The 24982-nt window shown below is 51.6% G+C and carries 25 protein-coding genes and 1 tRNA gene; 8 read left to right on the top strand and 18 right to left on the bottom strand.

What is annotated here, in order from left to right; translation table 11 throughout:
- Window positions 1-9: 9 nt before the first annotated feature.
- The 8 genes from bcsQ to dppA form a co-directional block, all read right to left on the bottom strand.
- Window positions 10-813, bottom strand: coding sequence for a cellulose biosynthesis protein BcsQ (gene bcsQ / locus DY231_RS00250; RefSeq protein ID WP_115626855.1), 804 nt, complete (start codon window positions 811-813; stop codon window positions 10-12).
- Entirely contained in the window at window positions 804-1418 is a 615-nt protein-coding gene (gene bcsO, locus DY231_RS00245; protein WP_172588645.1) for a cellulose biosynthesis protein BcsO, read from the bottom strand. Before bcsO ends, bcsQ begins: the two co-directional genes overlap by 10 nt.
- Window positions 1419-1956: 538 nt before the next feature.
- Entirely contained in the window at window positions 1957-2700 is a 744-nt protein-coding gene (locus DY231_RS00240) for a Fic family protein (protein ID WP_115626853.1), read from the bottom strand.
- Window positions 2701-3129: 429 nt separating this feature from the next.
- Window positions 3130-4134, bottom strand: coding sequence for a dipeptide ABC transporter ATP-binding subunit DppF (gene dppF / locus DY231_RS00235; RefSeq protein ID WP_115626852.1), 1005 nt, complete (start codon window positions 4132-4134; stop codon window positions 3130-3132).
- A complete protein-coding gene (gene dppD, locus DY231_RS00230; RefSeq protein WP_034499682.1) occupies window positions 4131-5114 on the bottom strand; it encodes a dipeptide ABC transporter ATP-binding protein in 984 nt (327 codons plus the stop codon). The genes dppF and dppD overlap by 4 nt, the downstream gene beginning before the upstream one ends.
- An 11-nt stretch (window positions 5115-5125) precedes the next feature.
- Entirely contained in the window at window positions 5126-6028 is a 903-nt protein-coding gene (gene dppC, locus DY231_RS00225) for a dipeptide ABC transporter permease DppC (RefSeq protein WP_115626851.1), read from the bottom strand.
- Window positions 6029-6037: 9 nt separating this feature from the next.
- The gene (gene dppB / locus DY231_RS00220; RefSeq protein WP_115626850.1) at window positions 6038-7057 is read right to left on the bottom strand and encodes a dipeptide ABC transporter permease DppB; all 1020 of its coding nucleotides are present in this window, start codon (window positions 7055-7057) and stop codon (window positions 6038-6040) included.
- A 145-nt stretch (window positions 7058-7202) separates the two neighbouring features.
- Window positions 7203-8810 (bottom strand): dipeptide ABC transporter periplasmic-binding protein DppA, encoded by a 1608-nt coding sequence (gene dppA / locus DY231_RS00215; RefSeq protein WP_115626849.1) that lies wholly within the window; start codon window positions 8808-8810, stop codon window positions 7203-7205.
- A gap of 778 nt (window positions 8811-9588) precedes the next feature.
- Here dppA and DY231_RS00205 point away from each other — a divergent pair.
- Window positions 9589-10197, top strand: a complete 609-nt coding sequence (locus tag DY231_RS00205) for a DUF3829 domain-containing protein (protein ID WP_172588644.1) — start codon at window positions 9589-9591, stop codon at window positions 10195-10197.
- A gap of 81 nt (window positions 10198-10278) precedes the next feature.
- On the opposite strand, the gene DY231_RS00200 is transcribed toward DY231_RS00205, so the two are convergent.
- Together DY231_RS00200 and eptB are read right to left on the bottom strand one after the other, a co-directional pair.
- Window positions 10279-10355: transfer RNA gene (locus tag DY231_RS00200), tRNA-Pro, on the bottom strand.
- Window positions 10356-10455: 100 nt separating this feature from the next.
- Window positions 10456-12138 carry a kdo(2)-lipid A phosphoethanolamine 7''-transferase gene (gene eptB / locus DY231_RS00195; protein WP_115626847.1) on the bottom strand — a complete coding sequence of 561 codons (1683 nt, stop codon included), beginning with the start codon at window positions 12136-12138 and terminating at the stop codon, window positions 10456-10458.
- A 277-nt stretch (window positions 12139-12415) separates the two neighbouring features.
- Here eptB and DY231_RS00190 point away from each other — a divergent pair, with 277 nt between their 5' ends.
- Window positions 12416-13000, top strand: a complete 585-nt coding sequence (locus DY231_RS00190) for an HD domain-containing protein (RefSeq protein WP_115626846.1) — start codon at window positions 12416-12418, stop codon at window positions 12998-13000.
- On the opposite strand, the gene DY231_RS00185 is transcribed toward DY231_RS00190, so the two are convergent.
- Together DY231_RS00185 and DY231_RS00180 are read right to left on the bottom strand one after the other, a co-directional pair.
- On the bottom strand, window positions 12991-14199 hold the full coding sequence (locus DY231_RS00185; RefSeq protein ID WP_115626845.1) for an L-lactate MFS transporter: 1209 nt from the start codon (window positions 14197-14199) through the stop codon (window positions 12991-12993). The genes DY231_RS00190 and DY231_RS00185 overlap by 10 nt on opposite strands.
- A gap of 238 nt (window positions 14200-14437) precedes the next feature.
- Window positions 14438-15154, bottom strand: coding sequence for an autotransporter domain-containing protein (locus DY231_RS00180; protein WP_034499715.1), 717 nt, complete (start codon window positions 15152-15154; stop codon window positions 14438-14440).
- A 140-nt stretch (window positions 15155-15294) separates the two neighbouring features.
- On the opposite strand from DY231_RS00180, the gene tag reads away from it, so the two are divergent.
- Window positions 15295-15858 (top strand): DNA-3-methyladenine glycosylase I, encoded by a 564-nt coding sequence (tag, locus tag DY231_RS00175; RefSeq protein ID WP_115626844.1) that lies wholly within the window; start codon window positions 15295-15297, stop codon window positions 15856-15858.
- Window positions 15855-16295, top strand: coding sequence for an N-acetyltransferase (locus DY231_RS00170; protein ID WP_115626843.1), 441 nt, complete (start codon window positions 15855-15857; stop codon window positions 16293-16295). The genes tag and DY231_RS00170 overlap by 4 nt, the downstream gene beginning before the upstream one ends.
- On the opposite strand, the gene DY231_RS00165 is transcribed toward DY231_RS00170, so the two are convergent.
- Window positions 16264-18594 (bottom strand): molybdopterin guanine dinucleotide-containing S/N-oxide reductase, encoded by a 2331-nt coding sequence (locus tag DY231_RS00165; protein WP_115626842.1) that lies wholly within the window; start codon window positions 18592-18594, stop codon window positions 16264-16266. The genes DY231_RS00170 and DY231_RS00165 overlap by 32 nt on opposite strands.
- A gap of 166 nt (window positions 18595-18760) precedes the next feature.
- Between DY231_RS00165 and DY231_RS00160 the strand changes: the two genes are divergently transcribed.
- Window positions 18761-19423: an OmpA family lipoprotein gene (locus tag DY231_RS00160; protein WP_115626841.1), complete on the top strand. Its 663-nt coding sequence runs from the start codon at window positions 18761-18763 to the stop codon at window positions 19421-19423.
- 56 nt (window positions 19424-19479) lie between these two features.
- Here DY231_RS00160 and DY231_RS00155 read toward each other — a convergent pair whose 3' ends face one another.
- Complete coding sequence (locus DY231_RS00155; RefSeq protein WP_115626840.1) at window positions 19480-20097, bottom strand: hypothetical protein; 618 nt, start codon at window positions 20095-20097, stop codon at window positions 19480-19482.
- Between the two features lie 199 nt (window positions 20098-20296).
- Between DY231_RS00155 and DY231_RS00150 the strand changes: the two genes are divergently transcribed.
- Complete coding sequence (locus DY231_RS00150; protein WP_115626839.1) at window positions 20297-20599, top strand: hypothetical protein; 303 nt, start codon at window positions 20297-20299, stop codon at window positions 20597-20599.
- 432 nt (window positions 20600-21031) lie between these two features.
- On the top strand, window positions 21032-21121 hold the full coding sequence (locus DY231_RS25575; protein WP_115626838.1) for a type I toxin-antitoxin system toxin TisB: 90 nt from the start codon (window positions 21032-21034) through the stop codon (window positions 21119-21121).
- Here DY231_RS25575 and DY231_RS25180 read toward each other — a convergent pair.
- Complete coding sequence (locus tag DY231_RS25180; RefSeq protein WP_172588641.1) at window positions 21080-21235, bottom strand: hypothetical protein; 156 nt, start codon at window positions 21233-21235, stop codon at window positions 21080-21082. The two genes, DY231_RS25575 and DY231_RS25180, sit on opposite strands and share 42 nt — an antisense overlap.
- A gap of 134 nt (window positions 21236-21369) precedes the next feature.
- Between DY231_RS25180 and emrD the strand changes: the two genes are divergently transcribed.
- Window positions 21370-22554, top strand: coding sequence for a multidrug efflux MFS transporter EmrD (gene emrD, locus DY231_RS00140; protein ID WP_115626837.1), 1185 nt, complete (start codon window positions 21370-21372; stop codon window positions 22552-22554).
- Window positions 22555-22572: 18 nt separating this feature from the next.
- Here the strand turns inward: emrD and DY231_RS00135 are convergent, their stop codons facing one another.
- From DY231_RS00135 to DY231_RS00125, 3 genes are all read right to left on the bottom strand, one after another.
- Complete coding sequence (locus DY231_RS00135; RefSeq protein WP_034499910.1) at window positions 22573-23295, bottom strand: amino acid ABC transporter ATP-binding protein; 723 nt, start codon at window positions 23293-23295, stop codon at window positions 22573-22575.
- Window positions 23282-24046 carry an amino acid ABC transporter permease gene (locus tag DY231_RS00130; protein ID WP_115626836.1) on the bottom strand — a complete coding sequence of 255 codons (765 nt, stop codon included), beginning with the start codon at window positions 24044-24046 and terminating at the stop codon, window positions 23282-23284. The genes DY231_RS00135 and DY231_RS00130 overlap by 14 nt, the downstream gene beginning before the upstream one ends.
- 168 nt (window positions 24047-24214) lie before the next feature.
- Window positions 24215-24952, bottom strand: coding sequence for a basic amino acid ABC transporter substrate-binding protein (locus DY231_RS00125; protein WP_370511342.1), 738 nt, complete (start codon window positions 24950-24952; stop codon window positions 24215-24217).
- Window positions 24953-24982: the final 30 nt, after the last annotated feature.

Below are 24982 nucleotides of genomic sequence, written 5' to 3'. Positions count from 1 at the left end.
GGATAAATGTCAGAAATTTGACGTTCTCAAGGCGGTGTGAACCGCACCATCACCAATTTTTATGCCGAGAATAGCTGCAACTCGTTTACTGATCAGTTCAATATCAAAAGCCGCAGCAGAAGCAGGGCTGAAATCGAATATTGATTGCTGAGAAGCATTTGCTTCAGCCACACTTTCATCACGGTTAATAACACCAAGCAGGCGATCGCCAAGATGCTGCTGCATAAATGCGGTGACGTCGCGGCTTATATGACGGCGGTTATCGCTCTGGTTGAGAACAAAATAATATCCCGCTTTATTATTTAACGGCTCGCCAATCAAACGATGGTTTTCAATATGCGGCAACAGTGAAAGCGAAGCGGTGTCCGCCAGCATCGTCACCAGATGCAAATCAGCCAGGCGCGATACAGCCTTCAGCGCCGGGTTCGGCCCAGGCGGGAAATCGGCGATAATCACAAGTCCTGGATAGTTAAGCAATGTGCTTAATCCGCGCATCAGGAAGTGGCTATCGGTCGTCAGAAGATGCTCAAACTCAAGACGCTGATCTTCCGTGACATCGCCATACGGCAGCACAAACATATTGCTACCAGCGGTTAAAACTGACTGGCTCCAGTCTGCCGATTCAATTGCTTTTGTGACATAACCCCGGCCATCAGATAACGGCACGCCAAAGTGCAGGCGCAGCGCATTTTGCACATCAAAATCAATGGCTAAAACCTTGCTACCCGCACGCGCGAGCGCATACGCCAGATTGGCAGTAACCGTGGTTTTCCCTACTCCGCCTTTTGGCGAGCAAACACACACTAGCGGCATGACGCAATCATCTCCAGCAACGGTTGCAGCGGTAAGTCTTTGGCGGGATGACTCCGCGCCGTATTCCCTTTGGCTGCGAACAGTTTGTCAAAACGCACGGGTTCGGTCGTTACCGGTGCAGGGGCCTGCGGCGCGGATACCACGGCAGGTTTCACGGTTTCTTTTACGGGTTCTGGAATAGGGTGCCGGATAGGCTCGACAGCCGCTTCTGGCGCGGTGGCGACCGGTGCCAGTTGTTCAAACAGGGTTGCGGTGGTGTGCTGCGTTTGCTCAGGTTGAAAAGCCGCAGTTTTAGTTTCGGGTAATGCGCTTTGCAGGCTATCCAGAATAGACCCTTGCGCCGCCGTACTCGAGATGGGTTGAGCGACTAACGGCCTGAAATGGCTGGCATCAAACTCATCCGCCTTCACCGCCTGGGGTGCTGGCACCGCAATGCTTCCGGCATGAGATAACACGGAGCCGTCATCGTCAGTATTCATTAACTGCTTGATGATGGCCCAATTGCTGGTATCTGAGTGTTTGTTTTGCGCCGACATATCCTTGAATTCGATAGCGCCTGTGCGGGTCTTATCCTTGAATCGCTGTAAATCATCATAATTTTTCATTGCGACACTCATGATTTAAAGGACATGCGTATTAGAGATGTGAATTGATTCAAAGTTTATACCAATACTCTTAGGAAGGCCTTTCCAGTCATTAATTAGTGTTATTGACTTCATAAATCATTATTAATTGCGATGAGTTATCATCACTATTTTTATTATTGTTTTTGCAGATAAAACAATGGCATTTCAAGCCAATATATAGGCAGCAGCGGCCTTTTCTCCATCTTTTTTTCTTATCAATACGCATCTAAGCATGAAGATGATTAGATTTGTAATTAAGCGCTATTTAATACTAACCATTAAAAGGTAGCAGCTTTTGTTTGTGATTTCACACACATAAATAGAATTGGGCCAAGATGAATATTTCGCGAATAAAATTAACATTTTTTGCAGGGTATATTCCCCTGATTTTCGTGAGGAATAAATCAGTGGAAAATAGTGATGGGTTTTATATATTCAGGAACTGAATATATAAAACTATTCGGAAGACCACAAAACTCAGGGGGTAATCGGTGCTGAACAGCTAGGATCCTGCTAATCAGGCTCGGCGGCAGCTATTTAAAAATGCCAGCATATCAGTCCCCTCTTTACTGAGATAGAAGCTCACCATCTTGTCATTAAATACCTGGGCGCGTGCGGCAGGTACGCTGATCGGGTCAAAGCCATGTTTCATCAACCAACCATTCATCATATGTCGACTGGTGCGTTTGTTACCGTCAAAAAAGAACTGCTGTAATGCACCGAAAAGAAACATCGTTAATGCTCCTTCAAATGGCGGCAATGTCTTTATAAATTCCACACCTTCAGAATAGACACGGTTTAATTCAGGAGCACCCGTTAACGTCGGCAATGGGCGATGTTCGCCTTGCTCCCCTAAGGCTACATACGGAGAGTATGATGTTTCTTCCCCCTCACCTCTGAACACACCCCATTCAAGTGCTTCATTACGCGCAACAATGCCATGCAAGAGAATGATTGTAGGTTTATCCAGGTCAAAACGATCCGTCTTAACTAACTCCACCAACTTTTTACTGCTATCAGCCAGATTCGTTACCTGCTCGGCATCGGAAAGTTTATGCCCACCCACGGTGACACCATCCAGAAGTGTTTGCACTTCGACAAAGGTGAAAGGATTATTTTCCAGTTTTGCTGCATCCCAAACGAATGAGGTTAACTGTTGCAGGTAGATCGCCAATGCACGACGTGTACTGCCAGGATTAACCTGCGGCAATACGCTGGGATCCCAGCTAAATCCAAGCGGAGTGGAATTTTGTGTGTTCAAGGGTAACTCCTTTGTGACTCTCGGCTTGTAATCTACATCAGCGGGGCTGGGGATACAAAAATGTCGCATGGGAGTGTGAAGAAGGTGGATGACGCAAGCTTATCCGCCCTACGAAAACCAATTCATTTCTCACAGTTAACAGCGACGCCCTTGTTCCCGGCTTAAATCGCACCGATTTTCCCCTTCAGGCAGGGTTGCGCCGTCGGGAACGGCGCAAGAGAGCGATCGCCTGGAGCGAGTCGCGAACGACCCTGAATGTTGGGGAAATAATCGGGGTTTACCGCGCAGCGGCGATTTACTTGCCGGGCGCCGGGGTCGCCAGGGGGCTGGCGTGAGCCACCTGGCACGTTCACCGTTTGCAACGGTTACAGAGATAACCAAACGTTCGGGTGAACGAAAAACAACAGAGCTTCCATGCCCCCACTCGTATTAACGAATTTCCCCGTTCTCATCCTGATCAACAGCGAAACACGCCACCAGTTGGCCGCCGTACTCTTTAAGCTGCGGTTGCAACTGCGTGCACGGCCCGAAACGGCGGCGGCAACGGGCGTTGAACGCGCAACCCGGAGGTGGGTTCAGCGGGCTTGGCAGCTCGCCGGTGAGTTTAATGCGCTCGCGGCGGTCGTCCGGATTCAGGCGTGGTGTGGCAGATAACAGTGCCTGAGTGTACGGGTGGCGCGGGTTTGAGAAGATCTGGTCTTTCGTCCCTTTCTCTACACAGCGCCCCAGATACATCACCATCACTTCGTCGGCGATGTGTTCCACCACCGACAAATCATGGGAGATGAACACGTACGACAGCCCCATTTCCTGCTGCAAGTCCATCATCAGGTTCAGAACCTGCGCACGCACGGAAACGTCGAGTGCCGATACCGGTTCATCGGCGATCACCACGTCCGGGTCGAGCATCAGACCACGGGCGATAGCAATACGCTGGCGCTGGCCGCCGGAGAACATATGCGGGTAGCGATCGTAATGCTCGGTTTTCAGGCCAACTTTCGCCATCATCGCCAGCGCTTTTTCACGGCGTTCGGCTTTGCTCAGGCTGGTGTTGATTTGCAGCGGCTCTTCAAGAATTTGCCCCACTTTTTTACGCGGGTTCAGGGAGCCGTACGGGTTCTGGAACACGATCTGGATTTTCTGGCGACGCAGCTTTTCGGCGGTTTCGTCAGGTTTGAGCAGATCCTGCCCCTGATAGTAAAGCTCACCGCCGGTCGGAATTTCAATCATCGTCAGCAGACGGCCCAGCGTGGATTTACCACAGCCAGATTCACCCACTACCGCCAGCGTTTTTCCACGTTCGAGTTCAAACGATACGCCGTCCAGCGCTTTCACCAGGCGTTCCTGGCCGAAAATGCCTTTCTTCACCGGATAGTGTTTTTTCAGGTCGATGGCCCGCAACAGAGGTTGCGCAGTGGCCTTTTCGGTACTCATAGCGTTGGCCTCCCGGCATCATCGAGTGGATAGTGGCATTTGGACTGACGCCCGTTATCCACCATGTTCAGTTCTGGTTCTTCCGTGCGGCATTTATCGGTCGCATACGGACAGCGTGGATTGAGCAGGCAGCCGTTCGGGCGGTCGTATTTGCCCGGAACCACACCCGGCAGTGATGCCAGACGGGCTTTATCCTGCGCAAACTCAGGCAGCGCACGCAGCAGCGCCTGGGTGTACGGGTGGCGTGGCGCACGGAAGATATCGTGCGAAGCCCCCGTTTCCACTACCTGGCCTGCGTACATCACGATGATTTTGTGCGCCGCTTCAGCCACCAGCGCGAGGTCATGGGTGATGAGAATCAGCGCCATGTTCTCTTTTTGCTGAAGTTCCAGTAACAGCTCAATGATTTGCGCCTGGATGGTCACATCCAACGCAGTAGTCGGTTCGTCGGCAATCAACAACTTAGGGCGACAGGCAATCGCCATTGCAATCATCACACGCTGGCTCATACCGCCGGAAAGCTGGTGCGGGTAAACGTCCAGACGCGAAGACGCATCGGGAATGCCCACCAGGTTCAGCAGGTCGACAGCACGCTGACGACGGGTACTTTTGTTGCCGCCCTGGTGCACCTTGATAGCTTCCATAATCTGGAAACCTACGGTGTAGCAAGGGTTGAGGCTGGTCATCGGGTCCTGGAAGATCATCGCCACTTCGGCTCCAACCAGGTTACGACGCTCTTTCTCAGAAATCTTTTGCAGATCCTGGCCGTTAAATTCCAATTTTTCCGCCATTACGCGGCCTGGGTAATCAATCAGCCCCATAATCGCCAGCGAGCTGACCGATTTACCGGAACCAGATTCACCCACAATACCGACCACTTCGCCCTGATTTACGCTGTAACTCACGCGGTCTACGGCACGGAACGGTGTCTTTTCGTCGCCGAAATGCACCGATAATTTATTTACATTCAATAACGCCATCTCGTGCCTCTCTACTGCTTGAGTTTAGGATCGAGCGCGTCACGCAGCCCGTCACCCATCAGGTTAAATGCCAGCACCGTCAGCAGGATTGCGACACCGGGGAAGGTGACAACCCACCAGGCACTTTGGGCGAACTGCAACACGTCGGAGAGCATGGTGCCCCATTCCGGTGTTGGCGGTTGCGCACCCATGCCGAGGAAGCCGAGAGCGGCCATATCGAGAATGGCGTTAGAGAAGCCAAGAGAGGCCTGCACGATAAGCGGTGCGAGACAATTTGGCAGAATATTGATGAACATCTGGCGCATCGGGCTTGCACCCGCCACGCGAGAGGCCGTCACATAATCACGATGCACTTCCACCAGCACCGCACCGCGCGTCAGTCGCACATAGTGCGGAAGTGCTACGAAGGTAAGCGCCAATGAAGCGTTGACTATCGACGGGCCAAAAATGGCCACCAGTACCAGCGCCAACAGCAGGCTTGGCAGGGCCAACATGATATCGACAACACGCATGATGATGTTGTCGATAAGGCCGCCGAAGTAGCCCGCAACCAGGCCGAGGACCACGCCCATGACCAGCGACAGCACCACCACCAGGCAGCCGACCAGCAGCGACAAACGTGCGCCGTACATCAGGCGAGCCATGATGTCGCGGCCAACGTCATCAGTGCCGAGGATAAACTGCCAGCTTCCGCCTTCTTGCCACACTGGCGGGTTCAGCAGTGAATCACGGAACTGTTCTGCCGGGCCGTGTGGCGCGAGAACGTTGGCGAAAATAGCGATCAAAATCATGGCGGTGACATACACCAGGCCGACGACCGCCCCTTTGTTACGTTTAAAGTAGTGCCAGAATTCCTGGAATGGCGTCATTGGAACTGGCGCCGCTACCATTTTGTTTTCAGTTAATTGCGTCATGATGGCCCCTTATTTCTTATGGCGTATACGCGGGTTCACCACGCCGTACAGTAAGTCGACGATCAGGTTCACGAGGATAATCATCGTCGCGACCAACAATACGCCGCCCTGCACTACCGGGTAGTCACGACGTTGCAATGCATCAATCAACCAGCGGCCAAGTCCCGGCCAGGAGAAGATGGTTTCCGTCAGAATCGCACCCGCCAGCAACGTACCGACCTGCAGGCCGATAACGGTGACGACAGGCAGCATAGCGTTGCGCAGAGCATGAACCACGATAACGCGCATGCGGGTCAAACCTTTAGCGCGAGCGGTACGGATGTAATCTTCACCGAGCACTTCGAGCATGGACGAGCGGGTCATACGCACGATAACCGCCAGCGGAATCGTGCCGAGCACCACGGCTGGCAGCACCATGTGCGCCATCGCATCGATGAAGTCGCCCGGCTCGCCCCATATCGCGGTGTCTATCAGCATAAAACCGGTGAGCGGCAAGGTGTCATCGAGGAATACCGTATCGCTGATACGCCCCGACACGGGGGTGAGGTTCCAGTAGACGGAAACCAGCATGATTAACATCATACCCCACCAGAAAATAGGCATGGAGTAGCCGGTCAGCGCGAGGCCTACCGCAGTGTGGTCGAACACAGAGCCGCGTTTAACCGCAGCCAAAACGCCAACCGGAATGCCCACGGCAACGGCGAACATCATCGCGCAAACGCCAAGTTCCATGGTCGCTTTAAAGCGCGGCACGAACTCGTCCCAGACCGGGAGACGACTTTTTAACGAAATGCCCAGGTCGCCGTGCATCACACCCCAAATGTAATGGAGGTATTGCTGCCACAATGGCTTGTCGAGGCCAAGTTCGGCCAACAACTGAGCATGACGTTCAGGAGAGATACCGCGCTCACCCACCATAATCATCACCGGGTCCCCGGGAATCATGTGTACGAAAGCGAAGGTAAGAAGGGTAATACCGATAAACGTGGGGATGACTAATCCCAGACGTCGGAGGATGAACTGCAACATAACCCGTATTCTCTGTAGTGACCAAGAGCCTGGTGACTCTTCGTCTGTATTGCTCACATATCAAAAGACACCACCCTCACCCTACCCCTCTTCCTGAGGGAGAGGGATTTAAAACCAGGCAAGGGCGGCGCTTAAAGTCAGAAAATTATTCTACTGACACGTTCTCGAAGTGGTGTTTGCCCAATGGGTCAACCACGTAACCTTTCACTTCTTTGCGCACTGGCTCGTATACCGTGGAGTGAGCAACGATCAGCGCCGGAGCCTGGTCATGCATCACTACCTGAGCTTGTTTGTACAGCTCGATACGTTTGTTGTGATCGTCAGTCGCACGCGCAGGCTGAATCAGGTCTTCAAACGGCTTGTAGCACCAGCGAGAGTAGTTGGAACCGTCTTTCGCCGCAGCACAGCTGAACAGGGTGGCGAAGAAGTTGTCCGGGTCCCCATTGTCGCCAGTCCAGCCCATCATGACAGCCTGGTGCTCGCCCGCTTTGGCGCGCTTCAGATACTCGCCCCACTCGTAGGTGACGATTTTGGCGGTCACGCCGACTTTCGCCCAGTCAGCCTGAATCATCTCAGCCATGCGGCGAGCGTTCGGGTTGTACGGACGTTGTACTGGCATTGCCCACAGGTCAACGGTGAAGCCGTCAGCGTGGCCGGATTCTTTCAGCAGCGCTTTTGCTTTCTCAGGATCGTAGGTGTAATCCTTCACGTCATCGTTGTAGCCCCACATGGTTGGTGGGATCAGGTTTTTAGCCGCAGTGCCTGCGCCCTGATAAACCGCTTTGATGATCGCTTCTTTGTTCACCGCGTAAGTCAGCGCCTGACGTACTTTCACATCATCAAACGGTTTCTTCTCGGTGTTGAAGGACAAGTAACCGACGTTCAGGCCAGCCTGTTCCATCAGATTGATGCTCTTATCTTGCTTCATGCGAGCGATGTCAGCCGGGTTTGGATACGGCATAACCTGGCACTCGTTTTTCTGCAATTTAGCGTAACGCACGGAGGCATCAGGCGTGATGGAGAAGACCAGGCGGTCGATTTGAGGCTTGGTGCCCCAGTAGCCCGGGAACGCTTTGTACAGAATGCGGGAGTCTTTCTGGTATTGCAGCAGCTGGAACGGACCGGTACCGATTGGGTTCAGGTCAGTTTTTTCCGGCGTGCCGGCTTTCATCATGTTGTCAGCGTATTCTTTGGACAGAATAGAGGCGAAGTCCATCGCGAGGTCTGCCAGGAACGGTGCTTCTGGACGCGCCAGTACGAACTGAACGGTTTTATCGTCCACTTTCTTAATTTCGGTGATCAGGTCAGGCAAGCCCATGCCTTCAAAGTATTCGTAGCTGCCGCCAGAAACTTTGTGGTACGGGTTATTGGCATTTTTCTGACGATCGAACGAGAACACGACGTCATCAGCATTCAGATCGCGTGTTGGTTTGAAATCTTTATTATCCTGCCACTTCACGCCCTGACGCAGGTGGAAGGTATACGTTTTACCGTCTTCGCTCACTTCCCACTTTTCAGCAAGTCCTGGGACGATTTCAGTCGTGCCGGTTTTGAATTCGACAAGACGGTTATAGATTGGCACTGAGCTGGCATCATACGTGGTACCAGAGGTAAACAGCTGCGGGTTAAAACCTTCTGGGGAACCTTCTGAGCAATAAACCAGTGTTTTTGCCTGAACGCTTGCTGCTACGGTCAGTGCCACCAGGCTCAGACCAAATTTCAGCATCCCTGACTTCTTCAAGGAAAGACTCATTCTTCTGCTCCATTGTGATGTTCCCTTTTATTTTCCGGTTACAGCGTTATGGGCCGCTTCAGGAAATTGTTAAGGGACATTTGTCGTGTTGTTTTTTTTCCGTTAGACCTTTGTTATTTGTGTGCGGTCCGTTCGGTGTGCCCGGAGGCGGAAGTGAGGCCAGGGATTCCTTTCGTCAGACTAGCTGTGTGATAGTGCGGACTGTCCATAAATTGCCCCTCACGCCCTACAATCTGTCAATAGATGAGTTAAACGTCAATATAGGTAACAGGGATTTACAACCGAGGTGAGAATTGGCGAACAAAGTTTAAAAAAAGCCTGCCGTACCATTTCCAGCAGGGAAATTTATGCTACGGGGTTGTTACCAGAATATTACACTGCTTAATTTGCAACCGATAGCGGTAATCGGTTGCGCGCTTTTTGAAAAATTTCTTGCCGAATGCTGATTATCTGAACGATTAATTTTGTGATCTAAGTCTCTCACAGCGAATCATGCTGGTCTGAAACATAAGCAACGGGGTATTAGTCCGCTATTTTCCATAACAAAATACGATGGAATATGTCACAAAATCGCGTACCCAAGGCTGATAGCGCCTGAAAAGCCCAAAATGATATTTCCTCAATAACTTCCCGGCGAAATTAAAGTCCAGATTAGTACAACCACTAATAAACATTAGTCGATAAATAACATAATTATTATCATGTAATTTTTACGTCGGTAATTAATATGTATATTCTCAAGGAATGTATTAGCAAGCATATATACAGAGTTATTATAATGGCTATTTTCCCAGTCATATTAATTTCAGGGTGTGACGGTGCCAAAACGTCTGGCCCTCCTTCGCCCGCTACAGCTGTGGAAATCCCAGTCTGCAAGCAGGCTCTGAGGCTGGCGAGTGATAAGAATCCAATGCGTTTTTCTTCCTGGCAGAAAGAATCTACAAGAGATAATAATCAGTCTTATACAAATGAACTGGCTAATATAGAAACAGACCAGGGGAAAACCTTAAAATATTATTCGCTCGCCATTGTTATTCAGATAGATAAAACAACAAAACAGCTGGCGGAAGAAAGCTTTATTCCGCAGGAAGCTCAACTGCAAGCAACAGCGTTGGACTCACTTATTGCATCGGCACAGGAATGTTATAAAGCGGCGCCTCCTGCAGATAACGCCAGGCTTATCCGCTACTCCTTCATGCTCGATTCAGCCACCGAGTACAGTAAGGTTGTTGAAGAACGCATTAAGCGACACTGGGATAACGTCCCCTACAACCCAGGCGAGCAAAACCAAATTGGTGGTCTGTCAGAGTGGATGGTTAAAGGTTCTGCTGGAAAGGTGATTCGTTCGCGTAACAAAGTGATCAGTGATTTTAATCAGCTTTACTAGCCGGCAAGGGTTTGAAGATTCTCATCCTCTATAAACTACAGATGCAAAAAGACCAACCCGAAGGTTGGTCTTTTCTAAATTTGGTCGGCGAGAGAGGATTCGAACCTCCGACCCACTGGTCCCAAACCAGTTGCGCTACCAAGCTGCGCTACTCGCCGAATGCGGAGCGCATAGTACTGCGCACCGTTTTAGCCGTCAATCCCTGAAAGTAAAAATCACGTCCGTTTGTTTTAAAATCCAGCATTTGTAGCGAAATGGTTACTTCGCGGCCGTCTTTGGCACATGGCACCAGTTGTTATTCTGGTTAATACCACCGTCTGGTGAGGTATAGCCCAGGCAACCCATAATGGTGTCATACAGTTCCACGTGGCGATGCGGCACTTTCATTTTTGCCTGTTCTTGCATGTGGGCAAACTCGCGCGCGCGGTCTGGGTTTTCCAGGTATTTATCAGACGCCCAAACTAACAGCGGCACACGGAACTGCTCCGGCGGTGCCATTTTACGCGGCGTACCGTGCAGATGTTTGTGCTCATCAATGGACTCACCGTGGTCAGCGGCATAGAAAATAATTGCCCGTTTGTCGCGCAACTGGTCAATAACACGCTCGAGCACGGAGTCGGTATACAGCACCGTATTATCGTACGCGTTAATCAACTGCTCCTTGCTGCACTCGTTAGCAATGCTGACGCACTCTGGCGTCCACTTCGCGTAGCTACGTGGGTAGCGTTGCACATACGAGAAATGCGAACCTTTGGTATGCAGGATAATCAAATGCTTACCCTTTGGATGCTGTTCGACAGAAAGTTTCATCTCTTCCATCAACAGCATGTCATCGACTTGTTTGCCACTGTTACGCGGCTCGGCAGCAATTTGCTCACGGTAAGAGAAGTTATCTGCCATCGTGTTGCCGTAGAACCACACTTCACTTTGCATCGCAAAAAGGTTTGATGTGAAGCCCAGCTGTTTGAGCACGGCAAAAACGTTTTGCTCTTTTAAGGTACGCTGCGGGTTGTCTTCCGCCCCACCTTCACGCACAAACATGCAGCGCAGCGAAAGCTTTGTGGCGGTATCACAAGATTCGCCTCTGAATGCGACCAGGTTTTTCTCTTTAGCCAGTTTCGGCGTTGTATCTCGCCCGTAGCCTAAAATCCCCATGTGATCCCAGCGAGTGGTTTCACCAATCACAAACACCACGTAGGTATCATCCAGCTCTTTTGGCGCAACATAAGTGAACTGTTTTACCGGGTTCATCAAAGAGCGATTATCGGTGGACTCATCGGCTTGTGCCCAGGCATACAACCCTAACGCTGAAACCCAGTTAGAGGGTAAGTAGGAGTTGGCCACCACACCGCCATAGCTTGGCATATCTACGGTCGTGCGCCTTTCTGAATTCTTTTGTTGTTTGCCCAGTAAATTGAGCGGCGCCCACACCATTAGCCCGGCGAGCAGCACAATGGCGACATTTTTAAAACGCTGACCAGGGGTTTTGAGCTGCTTAATAAGCGTATCGCGTGCGGCGTTAGTCCAGATAAGTACCAACGGCACGGCGCTTATCAGAATGAGCCATAATACGAACTGATAGCCGACAATTTCTTTCGAAAGGTCAATATCGGTAGTCATTACCGAGGCAATAATCCCGTAGCCGATGACCACATTAAGTAGCGTCATGTAGTAGCTTGCGGCGACAGAGCACAGTACCACTAGCGTCGATAATATGCGCCAGGCGGTGCGCCCAAACAGCGATAACATGCGGAATAAAAAGAAAGTGACCAATACACAAGCCACGACTTCCGCCACCATATAAACGCCTGACAGGCCACTAAAGTTCTGAACGAATCCCTCAAAACGGTGGTAAAAAACTGAAAGGTTCAAAAACAGTCCGATGTATACCGCTAACAGAAAACTGAGCTTCTGCTGCGACATCGATTTAACGTAGTTCATGCAGGGTGTCCGAAAATAAAGCGCAAAAAGAAAAAGTTATAAGCATCACTCAGACTCCACATTACCTGGAAAATTCTGAGCAATAAAAAATAGTGTCTGAATCAGGACGATTCTTAGCCGATTTAGCGCGGATTAGTAGAACATAGGGAAGGTCAAAAGTATCGGCAAAATGCGTGATCTGGCCCGTTGTTTACACAATTTGAAGCCGAACGGCTGAATGACGCCGCAACGATGTTATGAGCATATTAAATAATGTTGTTAATGCTGAGGGAAAAACATGCAATCGTTGGAAGAACGCGCCCGTCGGTATGCAACAAAGGCACATGCGGCTTGCGATCAGCGCCGCAAATATACGCTTGAACCCTATATTGTCCATCCTGCCGCTGTGGTTGAGCTAGTCAGGGGTGTTTGCCCTGTTGAAGAGGTGCTCGCAGCCGCCTGGCTACACGATACGGTGGAAGACACCGGCACCACGATAATTGATATTGAAGAGCGCTTCGGCCCGGAGGTCGCGGCACTTGTCGCCATGGTTACCAACCCGGAGCAACTCCCCGGCACCAACCGCATGCATCGCAAGCGCGCCCATTTCCTGCACACCGCCAATGCCAGCGGTGAAGCGCAAACCATTAAACTCGCTGACATCATTGATAATACCCGTGAGATTTTGCGCTACGACCCGCATTTTGCGCGGGTTTATTTAATCGAAAAGCGAATTCAGTTGGCGGGGTTACAACGGGGAAATGAGTTCCTGAAGGGTCAGGCGGAGAACATTATCGAACAGGGTATTTCACAATTAATGATGCCGCCGTATAACGTCCCGGCGGCATGGTTTGCGGCATTAATGACTCGCTATCAAGCGTGAGCGGGAACTTTCTGCATAACTTCTCGTGCTGGCTGGCGGATGGTAGTGGAAATCGCCAGAGACAGAATCAGCAGGGCGAAGATGACGCAGAAGGTCACATAGAAACCGCCGAAGATAGACGCGATAATCGAACCGCAAATGCTGCCGATACCGAAGCCTAAGTAAATCACACCGTAGTTTTTAGTCAGGTTATTCAGACCAAAGAACTCACTTACCAGTGAAGGGTAAACGGTGATGGTGCCGCCGAAGTTAAATGCCACACAGGCAATCGCGGCAAAGAAAGTCGCTTCGTTAAGCGGGGCGAACAACAGCGCTGCCATGCCCACTAAAGAAATAACCTGGCCGATGGTGATAACACGGATACGGGCAATTTTGTCGGACAGAATACCCAGCACCAGGCGGCCGCTCAGGTTAGCAATCGCGATAACCGTTACCGCATTCGCCGCAGACTCAGCGGTTAAATGCACCATGCCTTGCGCAATATCTTTCGCCACACCAATCACATACAGGCCACTCATGCAGGCGGTCAGGAACATTACTGCCAGCATCCAGTACTGCGGTTTACGCATAGATTCTGCCAGGGTGTAGTCCTTTTCAGCCACGCCGTTTGCGGATTTCACTTCCTGCAATGGCGCATCTTTCATCAGCATGGAACCCAGCAGAATCATCACCATCGCCAGGCCACCCCAAATCATGAAGGTGCTTTCCAGGCCGACAGTTGCCAGCAAATGGCTGTCGATATATTTGAAGCCCAGGCTACCGAGGCCGTAAGAACCGATGGCAAATGCAGAAATCAGGCCTTTACGTTCCGGGAACCATTTCACGCAGTTGGAAAGGGTCAACAGATAACCCGCGCCATCGGCCAGGCCGACCAGCACACCAGCGCTGAGCCACAGCATCAACAAGTTATTGGAGTGAGCGGTAAGGAAGAAACCGACACCCAGCAACACACCCGCCGCCATTGTGACTTTGCGGACACCAAAGCGTTCCTGCAATTTGCCCGCAACAGAGGAGGAAATCGCCAGACCGAGGCTTAATAAACCGAAGGAGAACGCGACCTGGCTGATTGGCTCATCCAGTTTTTGTGAAAGCGCGCTGTTAAACAGGCTCCAGGTATAAACGGAACCCAGGGCAAATTGGGTAATGATGGTGCCGATCAGAGTTAACCAGCGAGTACGGTTGTAAGAGGCATTGTTCATGGCAGATGTCCGCAAAATTTAAGAGAAATCTTCTGCTGCCAAGAGTAACGAAGTGCATTTTATTCCAGGAGAAAAAGGCATGAGTTGCACTCAAGCCGGAATGAAATGCATCTGAGAGGGTATGAATGACCTGGACGGGGATTGAGCAGCCCGTTTTGTTAGTGATTACTATCAACCTGATGCCCGTAAACATTGAGCATCAGATGTTAAATATACAGACTCAAGGTTAAATTAATGATCAGAAACGGGCGCTGACACCGACATTATAAATATAGGCCTCGCCGGTGGCTAAACCTTCCGCTTGTGACATAGAAGCAAACGCTGCCATATTCTTACCAATCGGCATATCCGCACCCACGGTCACATCCATCCAGCTCGCATCCTGTCCGTTCGCGACGTTAGATCGCATCCCGGACTGCGCTTTCCACTGATTTTCACCATATTGATGGTTGTAACTGAGCTGTGCCCACGGGCGCAGATAACCCACGGATGAATCGACCCGCCAGCCCACAGTGGAAACGCTGGCATGCCAGAGTTGATCGGTAAATTGCGCGGCAACGGCGGAGTCGCCATATTCGTTATAAATCCCGGTAGACGAGCCATCCCAACGGTATTTTGCCGTCGGCCCGGTGGTTATTTTGCCAGGCAAAGAGATATTCCAGCCGATACCCAAATGTGAGCTATCAGCGTTAACACTGTCGTTACCAGAAACGAGCATCAGCCCCTCCTGGTTTTGGGAGGTAAATGAAGAATTAATCCTTTCTGCGAGAATATCGTTATAACTTGGTTGGTGATTACTGTCCCAGGTATAACGATCCTGCGCTTCGCCTGAAGTTTCTTCGGCGACATACTCTTGTTGCCAGGCAAATACATTCGTAGCATAGGGCAGGCAACACAAAACCAGCACCGTGGAGAAAGTGACACGGCGACCACTGCGTTTAAAGTTTTTATTCATTAAAGCGACTCCAGGAAAGAGCCAAATCCGGCGATATTTTTTTGTGTTTTTGGCGGGCTTGCGGATAGCCCTGAATTAACTATTGTCTCTTTATCTGGCACGTCAAGTTGGCACGAGAAATTTCATCAAAGGAGATACATATGTTGCGTTGTGGATGGGTATCCCAGGACCCGCTCTATATTGCGTACCACGATAAGGAATGGGGCGTGCCGGTGACTGACGGTCAACACCTTTTCGAGATGATTTGCCTTGAAGGGCAACAGGCCGGTTTGTCATGGATTACCGTGTTGAAAAAGCGTGAAAACTACCGTCGGTGCTTTAAGAATTTCGACCCGCAGGCCGTGGCATTACTGCAACCGGAAGATGTCGATGTATTAGTACAAGACGCGGGAATTATTCGCCATCGTGGGAAAATTGAAGCCATCATCAATAACGCCAAAGCGTATCTGGCGATGGAAGCCAACGGCGAGAAATTCCCGGAGTTCGTCTGGTCATTTGTCGATAATCAGGCGCAAGTGACGAAAGCCGCAACGCTGGGTGAAATTCCAGCCATGACTCCCGCTTCCGACGCGCTGTCAAAAGCGCTGAAAAAACGCGGCTTCAAATTTGTCGGCTCGACGATTTGCTACTCGTTTATGCAGGCTTGCGGATTGGTTAACGATCATGTCACCACCTGCTTCTGCCATCCTGATAATCTCAAATGATTCGCCGCTTACAGCCAGGTGAAATGGATGAACTGATTGAAATCTGGCTTGCCAGCACTATTCAGGCTCATCCCTTTATCAGCGAAAACTACTGGCACGAAAGTGAGTCCATCGTGCGCAACGTGTATATCCCGCAATCTGCGACCTGGATTTATCAGCATCAGGACAAAATGGTGGGATTTATTAGCGTGCTGGATTCACTGTTTATCGGCGCGCTGTTTGTCAGCGAACCTTTTATCGGCAAGAGGATTGGTCAGTCGTTGATGGAACACGTCAAAGCGATTTACCCCTCCCTGAGCCTCGAGGTTTACCAGAAGAATCAGCGGGCGGTGCATTTTTACCATCGCCAGGGCTTTCGCATTGAAGAAAGCGCCTGGCAAAATGAAACGCGCCACCCGACGTGGATTATGAGCTGGCAGGAGGAGAAAACGCAGTAACCTCCGGCACCGGGCCGAGATATTTTTCGGCCCATACCAGCGAGGAGTTCGCCGCACAGCCATTTGCCAGCCGAGACGTCGGAATATCCAGCGTCAGCACATTGACCGCCCCGTTTTTACACAGTTTCCGGTCATCTAAATCCGGCCAGGCACCTTCGTGTATACAGACGACGCCAGGTTTAATGCCGTCCGTCACCCGCGCCCCCACCAGTACCTGCCCTCGGGCGTTCCAGACCCGCACCAAATCGCCATCAGCAATACCACGCGCTGCGGCATCTTGCGGATGCAGTGTTAACGGCTCACGCCCGGCGATGGCGTATTTGTCACGCAGCGCTGCGTAGTTAAGCTGGCTATGCAGACGGTGCGCCGGGTGAGAAGAAAGCAATTGAAGCTGGCCTGCTTCAGCATTGCCTTGCCATTCGTCCGGAGCAAGCCAGGTCGGATGCGGCGGGCAATCGGCATAACCAAAACTGGCGATTCGTTCAGAATAAATTTCGATTTTCCCGCTCGGCGTTTTTAATGGATTCGCCAGCGGATCGCGCGTGAAATCAGCAAAACGGATAAAACCGGCATTCTTTTCACTTTCCGGCATTTCAATCAGCTGGTTACTTTCCCAGAACGTTTTAAAGTCCGGTAATTCCACCTGCTGCGCCGCACCGCGTTTGCGGGCGATTTCATAGCACGCTTCCAGCCATTGCAGCTCGGTTTTACTTTCGGTGAAACGCGCCTCGCCGCCCTCTTCCCACAATGCGCTAAGTGCCGCAAAAACGTCGAAATCATTGCGCGCTTCACCCTGCGGGGCAACGACCTGCTTCATCGGCACCAGATGCTGATTGCTGTAATCGCCGGTCATCGTTAAATCATTGCGTTCAAACGATGTGGTGATCGGTAGAACAATATCGGCGTGCTTTGCCGCCGCCGTCCAGAAGCATTCGGAAATCACCACCAGTTCCGGTTTCTGCCAGGCTTTTATCAGGCGGTTTGTGTCCTGGTGATGGGTGAAATTACCGCCGCCAGCCCACCACAGCATGCGGATATCCGGGAAGGTTTTCTGCTGCCCGTTGTGCTGATACTCACCACCGGGGTTTTCCAGCGCTTCTACAATTCGCGCCACCGGGATTTTTTCCACGGCATCGGTTCCGTTTGCCACGGCTCCCTGCAAAGACCCTAATACCGCCGCGCGCCGCGTTGGATTGCCGCCATTCGCAAAATGATAGGACAGGCCAAAACCGCCGCCAAGCGTGCCAATTTGCCCAAGCATCGCCGCGAGCGTCACCAGCATCCAGTGTTTTTGCTCGCCGTATTGCTGGCGTTGCATACCCCAGCCGGACATCAGCATGGTGCGGTTTTCACTAAACAACTGCGCCAGATATTCGATAGTTTTCGCAGGCACGCCGCAAATTTCTGCCGCCCAGGTTGCCGTTTTCGGTTGGTCGTCTGATTCGCCCATCAGATAAGCGGCGAATTTATCGTAGCCATGCGTGCAACGGTCCAGGAATTCTGTATCGTGCCAGCCGTGTCTCACCAGCGTATGCGCGATACCCAGCATCAGCGCAACATCAGTCCCCATATTCGGGGCAATCCATTGTGCATTGTCGCCAAAGAAATCCACCGTTTCCGAGCGCATCGGGTCAATGGCGATCACCGTTTTGCCGCTGTTTTTCAGTTGCTCAAAAAACTTCACGCCCTGTTCGTCACTGGCGTTCCACGCAATCTTCAATGTGTTCAGCGGATTAGCGCTCCAGAGCACCACCACGTCGCTATGTTCAAGCACTAACGGCCAACTGGTTTGCTGCTGATAAACTTCATTTGAGCCAACCACATACGGCATAATCACCTGCGCAGCGCCCGTTGAATAGTCTCCCAGATGCCCGGTGTAACCACCCGCAAGGCTCATATAGCGCTGCAATAACGTCGCCGCTTTATGGAACACGCCATTGGATCGCCAGCCGTAAGAACCCGCAAAAATAGACGCTGCGCCATAAGTGGCACGAATACGTTGGTGCTGCTGGTGAATCAGGTGCAGCGCCTCATCCCAGCTAATCCGCACATATTCATCGTCGCCACGCACACCTTGTGGGGCATCAGGCGAGGCAAGAAAACCTTTTCGCGCCATGGGAAATTGCACGCGGGCTTTGCTGTGGACCTGATCCGGAACGGCGCTTTGCAATGAGTTTTCGTGGCCGGTTTCCAGTGCGCCGATGGATGTGAGCACGCGCTCTCCGTCAGTTTCGACGAGCATCGGCCCCCAGTGAGCGGCGGTCAGGATTTTCTTGTTTGATGAGAGTGTATTAGCCAATTCAGGCTCCCCTTGTTGCAGGTAGTGGGCAGGTGGCGGCCTGATGGCCACTCAATATTTAGTTTACAAATTCAGACGACTCTATAGAAATTTCTACACATTCACACTGCATAATCAACCGCCGCCGATCATGCGGTTGAGTTATTAAATTCACAAAGGAAATGAGATGAAAAAACGCGTCATGATGATTGCCGCCATTGTTTGCGGCACGTTAGCAGTTTCTGGTTGTACGACCAACCCTTACACCGGCGAACGTGAAGCAGGGAAATCAGGTATTGGAGCAGGCATCGGCTCGCTGGTTGGGGCGGGCGTAGGCGTACTTTCCTCATCCAAGAAAGATCGCGGCAAAGGCGCACTGATCGGTGCCGCTGCGGGTGCAGCTTTAGGTGGTGGCGTGGGTTACTACATGGATGTGCAGGAAGCTAAACTTCGCGACAAGATGCAGGGAACAGGCGTAAGTGTGACGCGTAATGGCGACAACATCGTGCTGAACATGCCAAATAATGTGACCTTTGATAGCAGCAGCGCGACGCTGAAACCGGCTGGTGCAAATACCTTAACCGGCGTGGCAATGGTCCTGAAAGAGTATCCAAAAACGGCGGTTAACGTTGTGGGTTACACCGACAGCACCGGCAGCCAGGAGCTGAATATGAAGCTCTCACAGCAACGTGCAGACGGCGTGGGTAGCGCGCTTATCACGCAAGGCGTGGCCGCAAACCGCGTGCGTTCCACAGGGGCTGGCCCGGCAAATCCAATCGCCAGCAACAGCACAGCTGAAGGCAAAGCGCAGAACCGCCGCGTAGAAATAACGCTTAGCCCGCTGTCTTAATCGGCTTTAATTCGCCCGGGCGCTGTGCCGGGGCGAAATATTTTGTACCCAGGCATTTACATCGGCGGCGTCAGCCCGTCTTTACCCGCAGAAACACCGCGCACGACGAACGGCCCTTTGTCGTCTTTTGTCACGTGCAGCACCACTTTTGTACCCGGTTGCAGCAATTTGCGATCGCCCGGGGCAATCAAAACCACAGGCACATCGTCTGGCACGATAACCGTTTTCTCCTGATCCTTAACCTTCACTGTCATCGTCCGACCCTGACTATTCACCAGCTTACCTACGGTGCCGTTAGTCATGGTGTTCACATTCCCATCCGCAGATTCAAAGGGATTAAATCCTTCGCCTGAACCACGTAAACTGGGTGCAAAAACATGGACTTCCAGCGCCTTTAGCGTGCCATCCGCCTGTTGCACGGCGGCGGTGCCTATAAAGCTATCAGGCTTGATATCGCTGATTTTCGCCTCGCTGACGCTATTGACTTTGGTTTCATCTGTTAGCGCGACGTCGAGCTTCTCGCCCTGGCGCGTGGTGATTTTGAGCGTATTCCCCTCCACCGCGTCGATGGTGCCTCGCACGGGCCTGATGACATTTTCAGATCCAGCAGCCATGGCTCCGGCACTCAGCAGTAAAGCACTGAGCAACAAAGCGGAAAAACAAGGCTTAATCATGTTTCTCTCCAGTATTCAGTTCATGAATTATTAGCAAGCTTATTAAGGGTAATTCGCAAATGAAAAACGGTGAGAAAAGTGGGCTGAAAGAGTGTGATTAAACATTTCGCCGAATCGTGTGGCGGCAGACAGTCGCAGCTAAACTATCCATGATACGCTGCGTGAATTCGTTATCCATCGTGCTGGTTCAGGAAGAGATATGGCTTATAAATACGCTTTGATATTGCTTATCCCGCTCGCCATTATTGGTTGCTCATCGACTGATACGTCAGGCTATGACGGGCATAAAACCCTTAGCCCGACCGAGACCAACGAGGCATTAATCATGCGCTCGCAATATCCGGATCACTATTATGGCCGTGAGAATTTAACGACGGAGCAGCGCAGAGAGATAAGCGAACAAATGCGCGCCGACAGACTTGAAGCTCGCGGGCGACGTGATAACAGCACCGACAGCGGTGATGGCTTCGGGCAGTCGGTTCCACAAGGGTTTTATAACTAAGTAAATTTCATATCTTATAAAAACAAAAAACCCCGCTGGTGAGGCGAGGTCTTTTGTTTTTGCTGCTAGTGCTTTTACTGCTTCGCACACCGTACAACATCAACCTCCCAAATATACGACGAAAGCCGAACTGGCGCAAATACTTGCTGCTATTGTGAGCACCGCATAAATCTGTGGCTTGCGAAGCTGTTCGCATTTTCATCATTTTACTGTTTATTTATACAGTAAAATAGATATACTGAGTGTGTTGGAAGTGATGTGCTCTGAGGGCCGCAAACCGCCGCGCAATTCAAGTCCTGGCTGAAACGGGTGGTGCCGTCAGTGTCTTAACCTCGGAGGGGCACATCGTACAACCTCAACAAATTCAGCTGGCTACAGGCAGCGGAAAGGCTCGTCAGCTGAAAGTGCTCCTGACTACAGGAGAAAAAGCGTATGGGCTTGATGGGACTGGCTATTGCGTTTCTGAAACTCATGGTTGCGTTACTGCAACTGCTTGAAGTCGCCATGAAATACTTTAAGTAATTCCTGGCCTTCAAGTCGCACCAAAGGGAGGCGGGAAACCGCCTCCCTTTTATAAATCTCCGCAGCCGTTTCGCTGGCAACAAAAATTGCCGTTGAGGCTTTACAGGCTGCCATTTTATCTCTGGTTCAAAAGGTGTCAGGCGATAGGGTTTCATGGTCTTTGTGTGGTAGATTCCTCTCGATTTTTTGGCACAGTCAGTTTTATAAACTGGCAATTGGCATCTATACCCAAAATAACACCTGAGAAAATGAAAAAGTTAGCCAATATTCACCTTCTGATGATGTTGATTCTGTTGGTTGCTGTCGGACAAATGACGCAAACCATTTATATCCCCTCAATTCCCGATATGGCTCGCGACTTCGGCGTGCGCAGCGGCGCAATCCAGCAGGTGATGGCGGCTTATTTGCTGACCTATGGCTTATCACAACTTGTCTACGGGCCAATTTCAGACCGCATTGGCCGTCGCCCGGTCATTCTCACTGGCATGAGCATTTTCATCCTCGCCACTCTGTGGGCGCTGTTTACAACAAATTTAACTGCGCTAGTGATTGCCAGCGCGTTGCAGGGAATGGGGACGGGCGTTGCGGGCGTCATGGCGCGGACCATGCCACGTGACCTTTACGAAGGTGCATCGCTTCGCTCTGCTAACAGTTTGTTGAATATGGGAATTCTGGTTAGCCCACTCATGGCGCCGGTGATTGGCGGAATGCTTGACTCCGTGTGGGGCTGGCGCGCTTGCTACGGTTTCCTGCTGGTGCTGTGCATGATTGTGGCGTTCTGCATGCTGCGCTGGCTGCCGGAAACGCGCCCGGTTCAGGAAAAACCGCAACGGCTGATGGCGAGCTATAAAACGCTGCTCGGCAGTGGTTCGTTTAATTGTTATTTGCTGATGCTGGTCGGTGGTCTTGCCGGTGTTGCCGTGTTTGAAGCCTGCTCTGGCGTGTTGATGGGCGGCGTTTTGGGGCTTAATGGCGTGGTGGTGAGTATTCTGTTCATTCTGCCGATTCCTGCCGCCTTTTTTGGCTCCTGGTATGCCGGGCGGCAAAACGCGCGCTTTTCATCGCTGATGTGGCAAGCGGTTTTAAGCTGCCTGTTTGCTGGCATCCTGATGTGGATCCCAGGCTGGCTGGGAGTGATGAATATCTGGACGCTGTTGGTGCCAGCCGCGCTGTTCTTCTTCGGCGCAGGCATGTTATTCCCGCTGGCGACCAGCGGTGCAATGGAGCCGTTTCCGTTCCTGGCAGGCACCGCAGGGGCGCTTGTGGGCGGGCTGCAAAATATTGGATCAGGCGCAATGGCGTGGTTTTCAGCGTTGCTGCCACAAACCGGGCAATTCAGCCTCGGCATGTTAATGACCGCGATGGGCGTGATGATTCTGTTCTGCTGGTTGCCGCTGGCGCATCGTTTTCAGCAGCATGGGGAAACGGTGTAAGTTTCCCCATGCCCGAAATTAAAGCACCTTACTCAAGAACTCTTTGGTACGCGGGTTGGTCGGGTTGCTGAACAGTTGCGACGGCGGCCCCTGCTCCTGAATCACGCCCTGATCGATAAACACCACGCGGTCAGCGACTTCTCGGGCAAAGCCCATTTCGTGGGTGACGATAACCATCGTCATCCCTTCCAGCGCCAGCTGTTTCATGACCGCCAGCACTTCGCCCACCAGTTCAGGGTCGAGCGCTGAAGTTGGCTCATCAAACAAAATGATCGACGGCTCCATTGCCAGTGCACGCGCAATCGCCACACGCTGCTGCTGTCCACCGGAAAGGCTCGACGGCCAGGCGTCAATCTTGTCGATCAATCCCACCTTTTGTAGCAGCTTTTCGGCACGTGACACGGCTTCGGCTTTCGACAAACCTTTAAGCGAGATCGGCGCCATCGTCAGGTTTTCCAGCACCGTCATATGCGGGAACAGGTTGAAACGCTGGAAGACCATGCCGACGCCAGAACGCAGCGTATTCAGGTTGGTTTTCGGGTCATGAACCGCGTAACCGTTGACCACGACTTCACCGCCGTCTGGTTTTTCCAGCGCGTTCAGACAACGCAGGAAAGTACTTTTCCCGGAACCGGACGGACCAATGACGCACACCACTTCTTGCGGCGCGATATCACATGAAATACCGCGCAGCACATGGGTTTTGCCAAACTGTTTCTGCAAGTCTTTAACGTGAATCACTTTTGCCAAACCTCTTTTCCATGTGTTGCACCATCAGCGAAAGCAGGAACGTCAGCACCCAATAAACTAATGAAATTGTCAGGTACGGTTCCCAATACGTCGCATAAGCGCCAGAAACAGTACGCGCTGCATAAGCCAGATCGGCCAGACCAATCGCTGAAGCCAGTGAAGAATCTTTCACGATGGCGATAGCATTATTGCCCAACGGCGGCAGGATGCGGCGGAACGCCTGCGGCAAAATCACTTTGCGCATCGTTTTTCCCCATCCCATTCCCAGTGCACGTGACGCTTCCATCTGGCCTTTGTCGATTGACTGAATACCAGCGCGGAAAATTTCCGAAACGTAAGCTCCCGCATTCAGCGTAATCGCCACCACGCACGAAAGAAACGCGCCGTATTCAGAGCGCAGCATGCGGGCGAAATCCACCGACATCAGTCCGCTGGTCACAAACATGCCGTCACGCGGGTTAATAAACAGCGGCACCAGCGCAAAATGAACCACCATGATTTGCACAAACAATGGCGTGCCACGGAAGGCGCTCACATAAACGCGCACTGGCCACTGCACAGCGTAACGCAGCACGTGTTTCCACGGGCCATCTTCAGCGTGCGCCATGCGGCCTAGCCCAAGCAACAAGCCCCAGGTGGTGCCTAAAATAACGCAGATGATGGTGCACTTGATGGTCATGATCGCGCCTTGCATAAATAGCGGCGCGTATTCTGAGATTATCTCCCAGCGAAATCCGGTCATACCTGTCCTTGTTGGGGCCGAAGCGGCCCCGAGTCATATACCCATTATCCTTCAAGCTGCAGGGGTGTTGGCTGCGCTCCCTAGCCCCAGTCACTTACTCAAGTAAGCTCCTGGGGACTGACTCTCTTGCCGCCTGGCTGCAACTCGAATGCTAACGGGTATAACAAATTATTCAGCGGGGAGGGTTGGAACGTTGCTATCAAACCAGGTGGAATAGATTTTTGCGTAAGTCCCATCGGCAACGATTTTCTTCAGGCCGGAGTTAATTTTACCCAACAGCTCCTGGTTATCTTTTGCGACCGCGATACCGAAATACTGGCGTTCAAATTTGTCGTCTTTAACGGCTTTCAGCGCTTTTTCCGGGTGAGATTTGATGTAGTACTTCACCACGCCAACGTCACCAACAGCCGCGTCGATACCGTCTTCAGCCAGCTCTTGTAGCATCAATGGCGTGTTATCAAAACGTTTGATGTCGGTGCTGTTTTTACCCAGAGTGTCGGAAACCACGGTGTCACCCGCACTGGAGTTCACCACGCCGACTTTCTTACCTTTGAGCGCATTAACAGAATCCACTTTGGAATCATTTGGTACCACGATGGATTGCTCTGCCGGGAAGTAAGGCGCGGAGAAATCGACCATCGCTTTACGCTTGTCGGTGATGGTGATGCCGGAAATAATAATGTCGCGATCGCCAGAATTCAGGGTGGCGAAAATACCTTCCCACGGCGTGTTAACCAGTTTGATATCAAAGCCTTCCGCTTTAGCGATAGCTTTAATGATGTCGATATCGAAGCCTTCCAGTTGCTTCTGGCTATTTTCAAATTCAAATGGACGGTAAGTGCCGCCAGAGCCGACCACATAAGTCTGCTGTGCGGCGTAGGCGGAAGTGAGAACGGTGGAAACCATGCACCCGGCTAAAAGAACTGACTTGGCAAA

It is taken from the genome of Buttiauxella agrestis, assembly GCF_900446255.1.
Taxonomy (GTDB): domain Bacteria; phylum Pseudomonadota; class Gammaproteobacteria; order Enterobacterales; family Enterobacteriaceae; genus Buttiauxella; species Buttiauxella agrestis.
The sequence above is the reverse complement of the archived record's forward strand: the minus strand, read 5'-3'. Positions and strand labels throughout refer to the sequence as shown.

Excerpts from the sequence above, each read along its gene's own strand:
- bcsQ (WP_115626855.1), bottom strand. The coding sequence starts at position 813 with ATGCCGCTAGTGTGTGTTTGCTCGCCAAAAGGCGGAGTAGGGAAAACC.
- bcsO (WP_172588645.1), bottom strand. The coding sequence starts at position 1,418 with ATGAAAAATTATGATGATTTACAGCGATTCAAGGATAAGACCCGCACA.
- dppF (WP_115626852.1), bottom strand. The coding sequence starts at position 4,134 with ATGAGTACCGAAAAGGCCACTGCGCAACCTCTGTTGCGGGCCATCGAC.
- dppD (WP_034499682.1), bottom strand. The coding sequence starts at position 5,114 with ATGGCGTTATTGAATGTAAATAAATTATCGGTGCATTTCGGCGACGAA.
- dppC (WP_115626851.1), bottom strand. The coding sequence starts at position 6,028 with ATGACGCAATTAACTGAAAACAAAATGGTAGCGGCGCCAGTTCCAATG.
- dppB (WP_115626850.1), bottom strand. The coding sequence starts at position 7,057 with ATGTTGCAGTTCATCCTCCGACGTCTGGGATTAGTCATCCCCACGTTT.
- dppA (WP_115626849.1), bottom strand. The coding sequence starts at position 8,810 with ATGAGTCTTTCCTTGAAGAAGTCAGGGATGCTGAAATTTGGTCTGAGC.
- DY231_RS00205 (WP_172588644.1), top strand. The coding sequence starts at position 9,589 with ATGGCTATTTTCCCAGTCATATTAATTTCAGGGTGTGACGGTGCCAAA.
- eptB (WP_115626847.1), bottom strand. The coding sequence starts at position 12,138 with ATGAACTACGTTAAATCGATGTCGCAGCAGAAGCTCAGTTTTCTGTTA.
- DY231_RS00190 (WP_115626846.1), top strand. The coding sequence starts at position 12,416 with ATGCAATCGTTGGAAGAACGCGCCCGTCGGTATGCAACAAAGGCACAT.
- DY231_RS00185 (WP_115626845.1), bottom strand. The coding sequence starts at position 14,199 with ATGAACAATGCCTCTTACAACCGTACTCGCTGGTTAACTCTGATCGGC.
- DY231_RS00180 (WP_034499715.1), bottom strand. The coding sequence starts at position 15,154 with ATGAATAAAAACTTTAAACGCAGTGGTCGCCGTGTCACTTTCTCCACG.
- tag (WP_115626844.1), top strand. The coding sequence starts at position 15,295 with ATGTTGCGTTGTGGATGGGTATCCCAGGACCCGCTCTATATTGCGTAC.
- DY231_RS00170 (WP_115626843.1), top strand. The coding sequence starts at position 15,855 with ATGATTCGCCGCTTACAGCCAGGTGAAATGGATGAACTGATTGAAATC.
- DY231_RS00160 (WP_115626841.1), top strand. The coding sequence starts at position 18,761 with ATGAAAAAACGCGTCATGATGATTGCCGCCATTGTTTGCGGCACGTTA.
- DY231_RS00155 (WP_115626840.1), bottom strand. The coding sequence starts at position 20,097 with ATGATTAAGCCTTGTTTTTCCGCTTTGTTGCTCAGTGCTTTACTGCTG.
- DY231_RS00150 (WP_115626839.1), top strand. The coding sequence starts at position 20,297 with ATGGCTTATAAATACGCTTTGATATTGCTTATCCCGCTCGCCATTATT.
- DY231_RS25575 (WP_115626838.1), top strand. The coding sequence starts at position 21,032 with ATGGGCTTGATGGGACTGGCTATTGCGTTTCTGAAACTCATGGTTGCG.
- DY231_RS25180 (WP_172588641.1), bottom strand. The coding sequence starts at position 21,235 with ATGGCAGCCTGTAAAGCCTCAACGGCAATTTTTGTTGCCAGCGAAACG.
- emrD (WP_115626837.1), top strand. The coding sequence starts at position 21,370 with ATGAAAAAGTTAGCCAATATTCACCTTCTGATGATGTTGATTCTGTTG.
- DY231_RS00130 (WP_115626836.1), bottom strand. The coding sequence starts at position 24,046 with ATGACCGGATTTCGCTGGGAGATAATCTCAGAATACGCGCCGCTATTT.
- DY231_RS00125 (WP_370511342.1), bottom strand. The coding sequence starts at position 24,952 with ATGGTTTCCACCGTTCTCACTTCCGCCTACGCCGCACAGCAGACTTAT.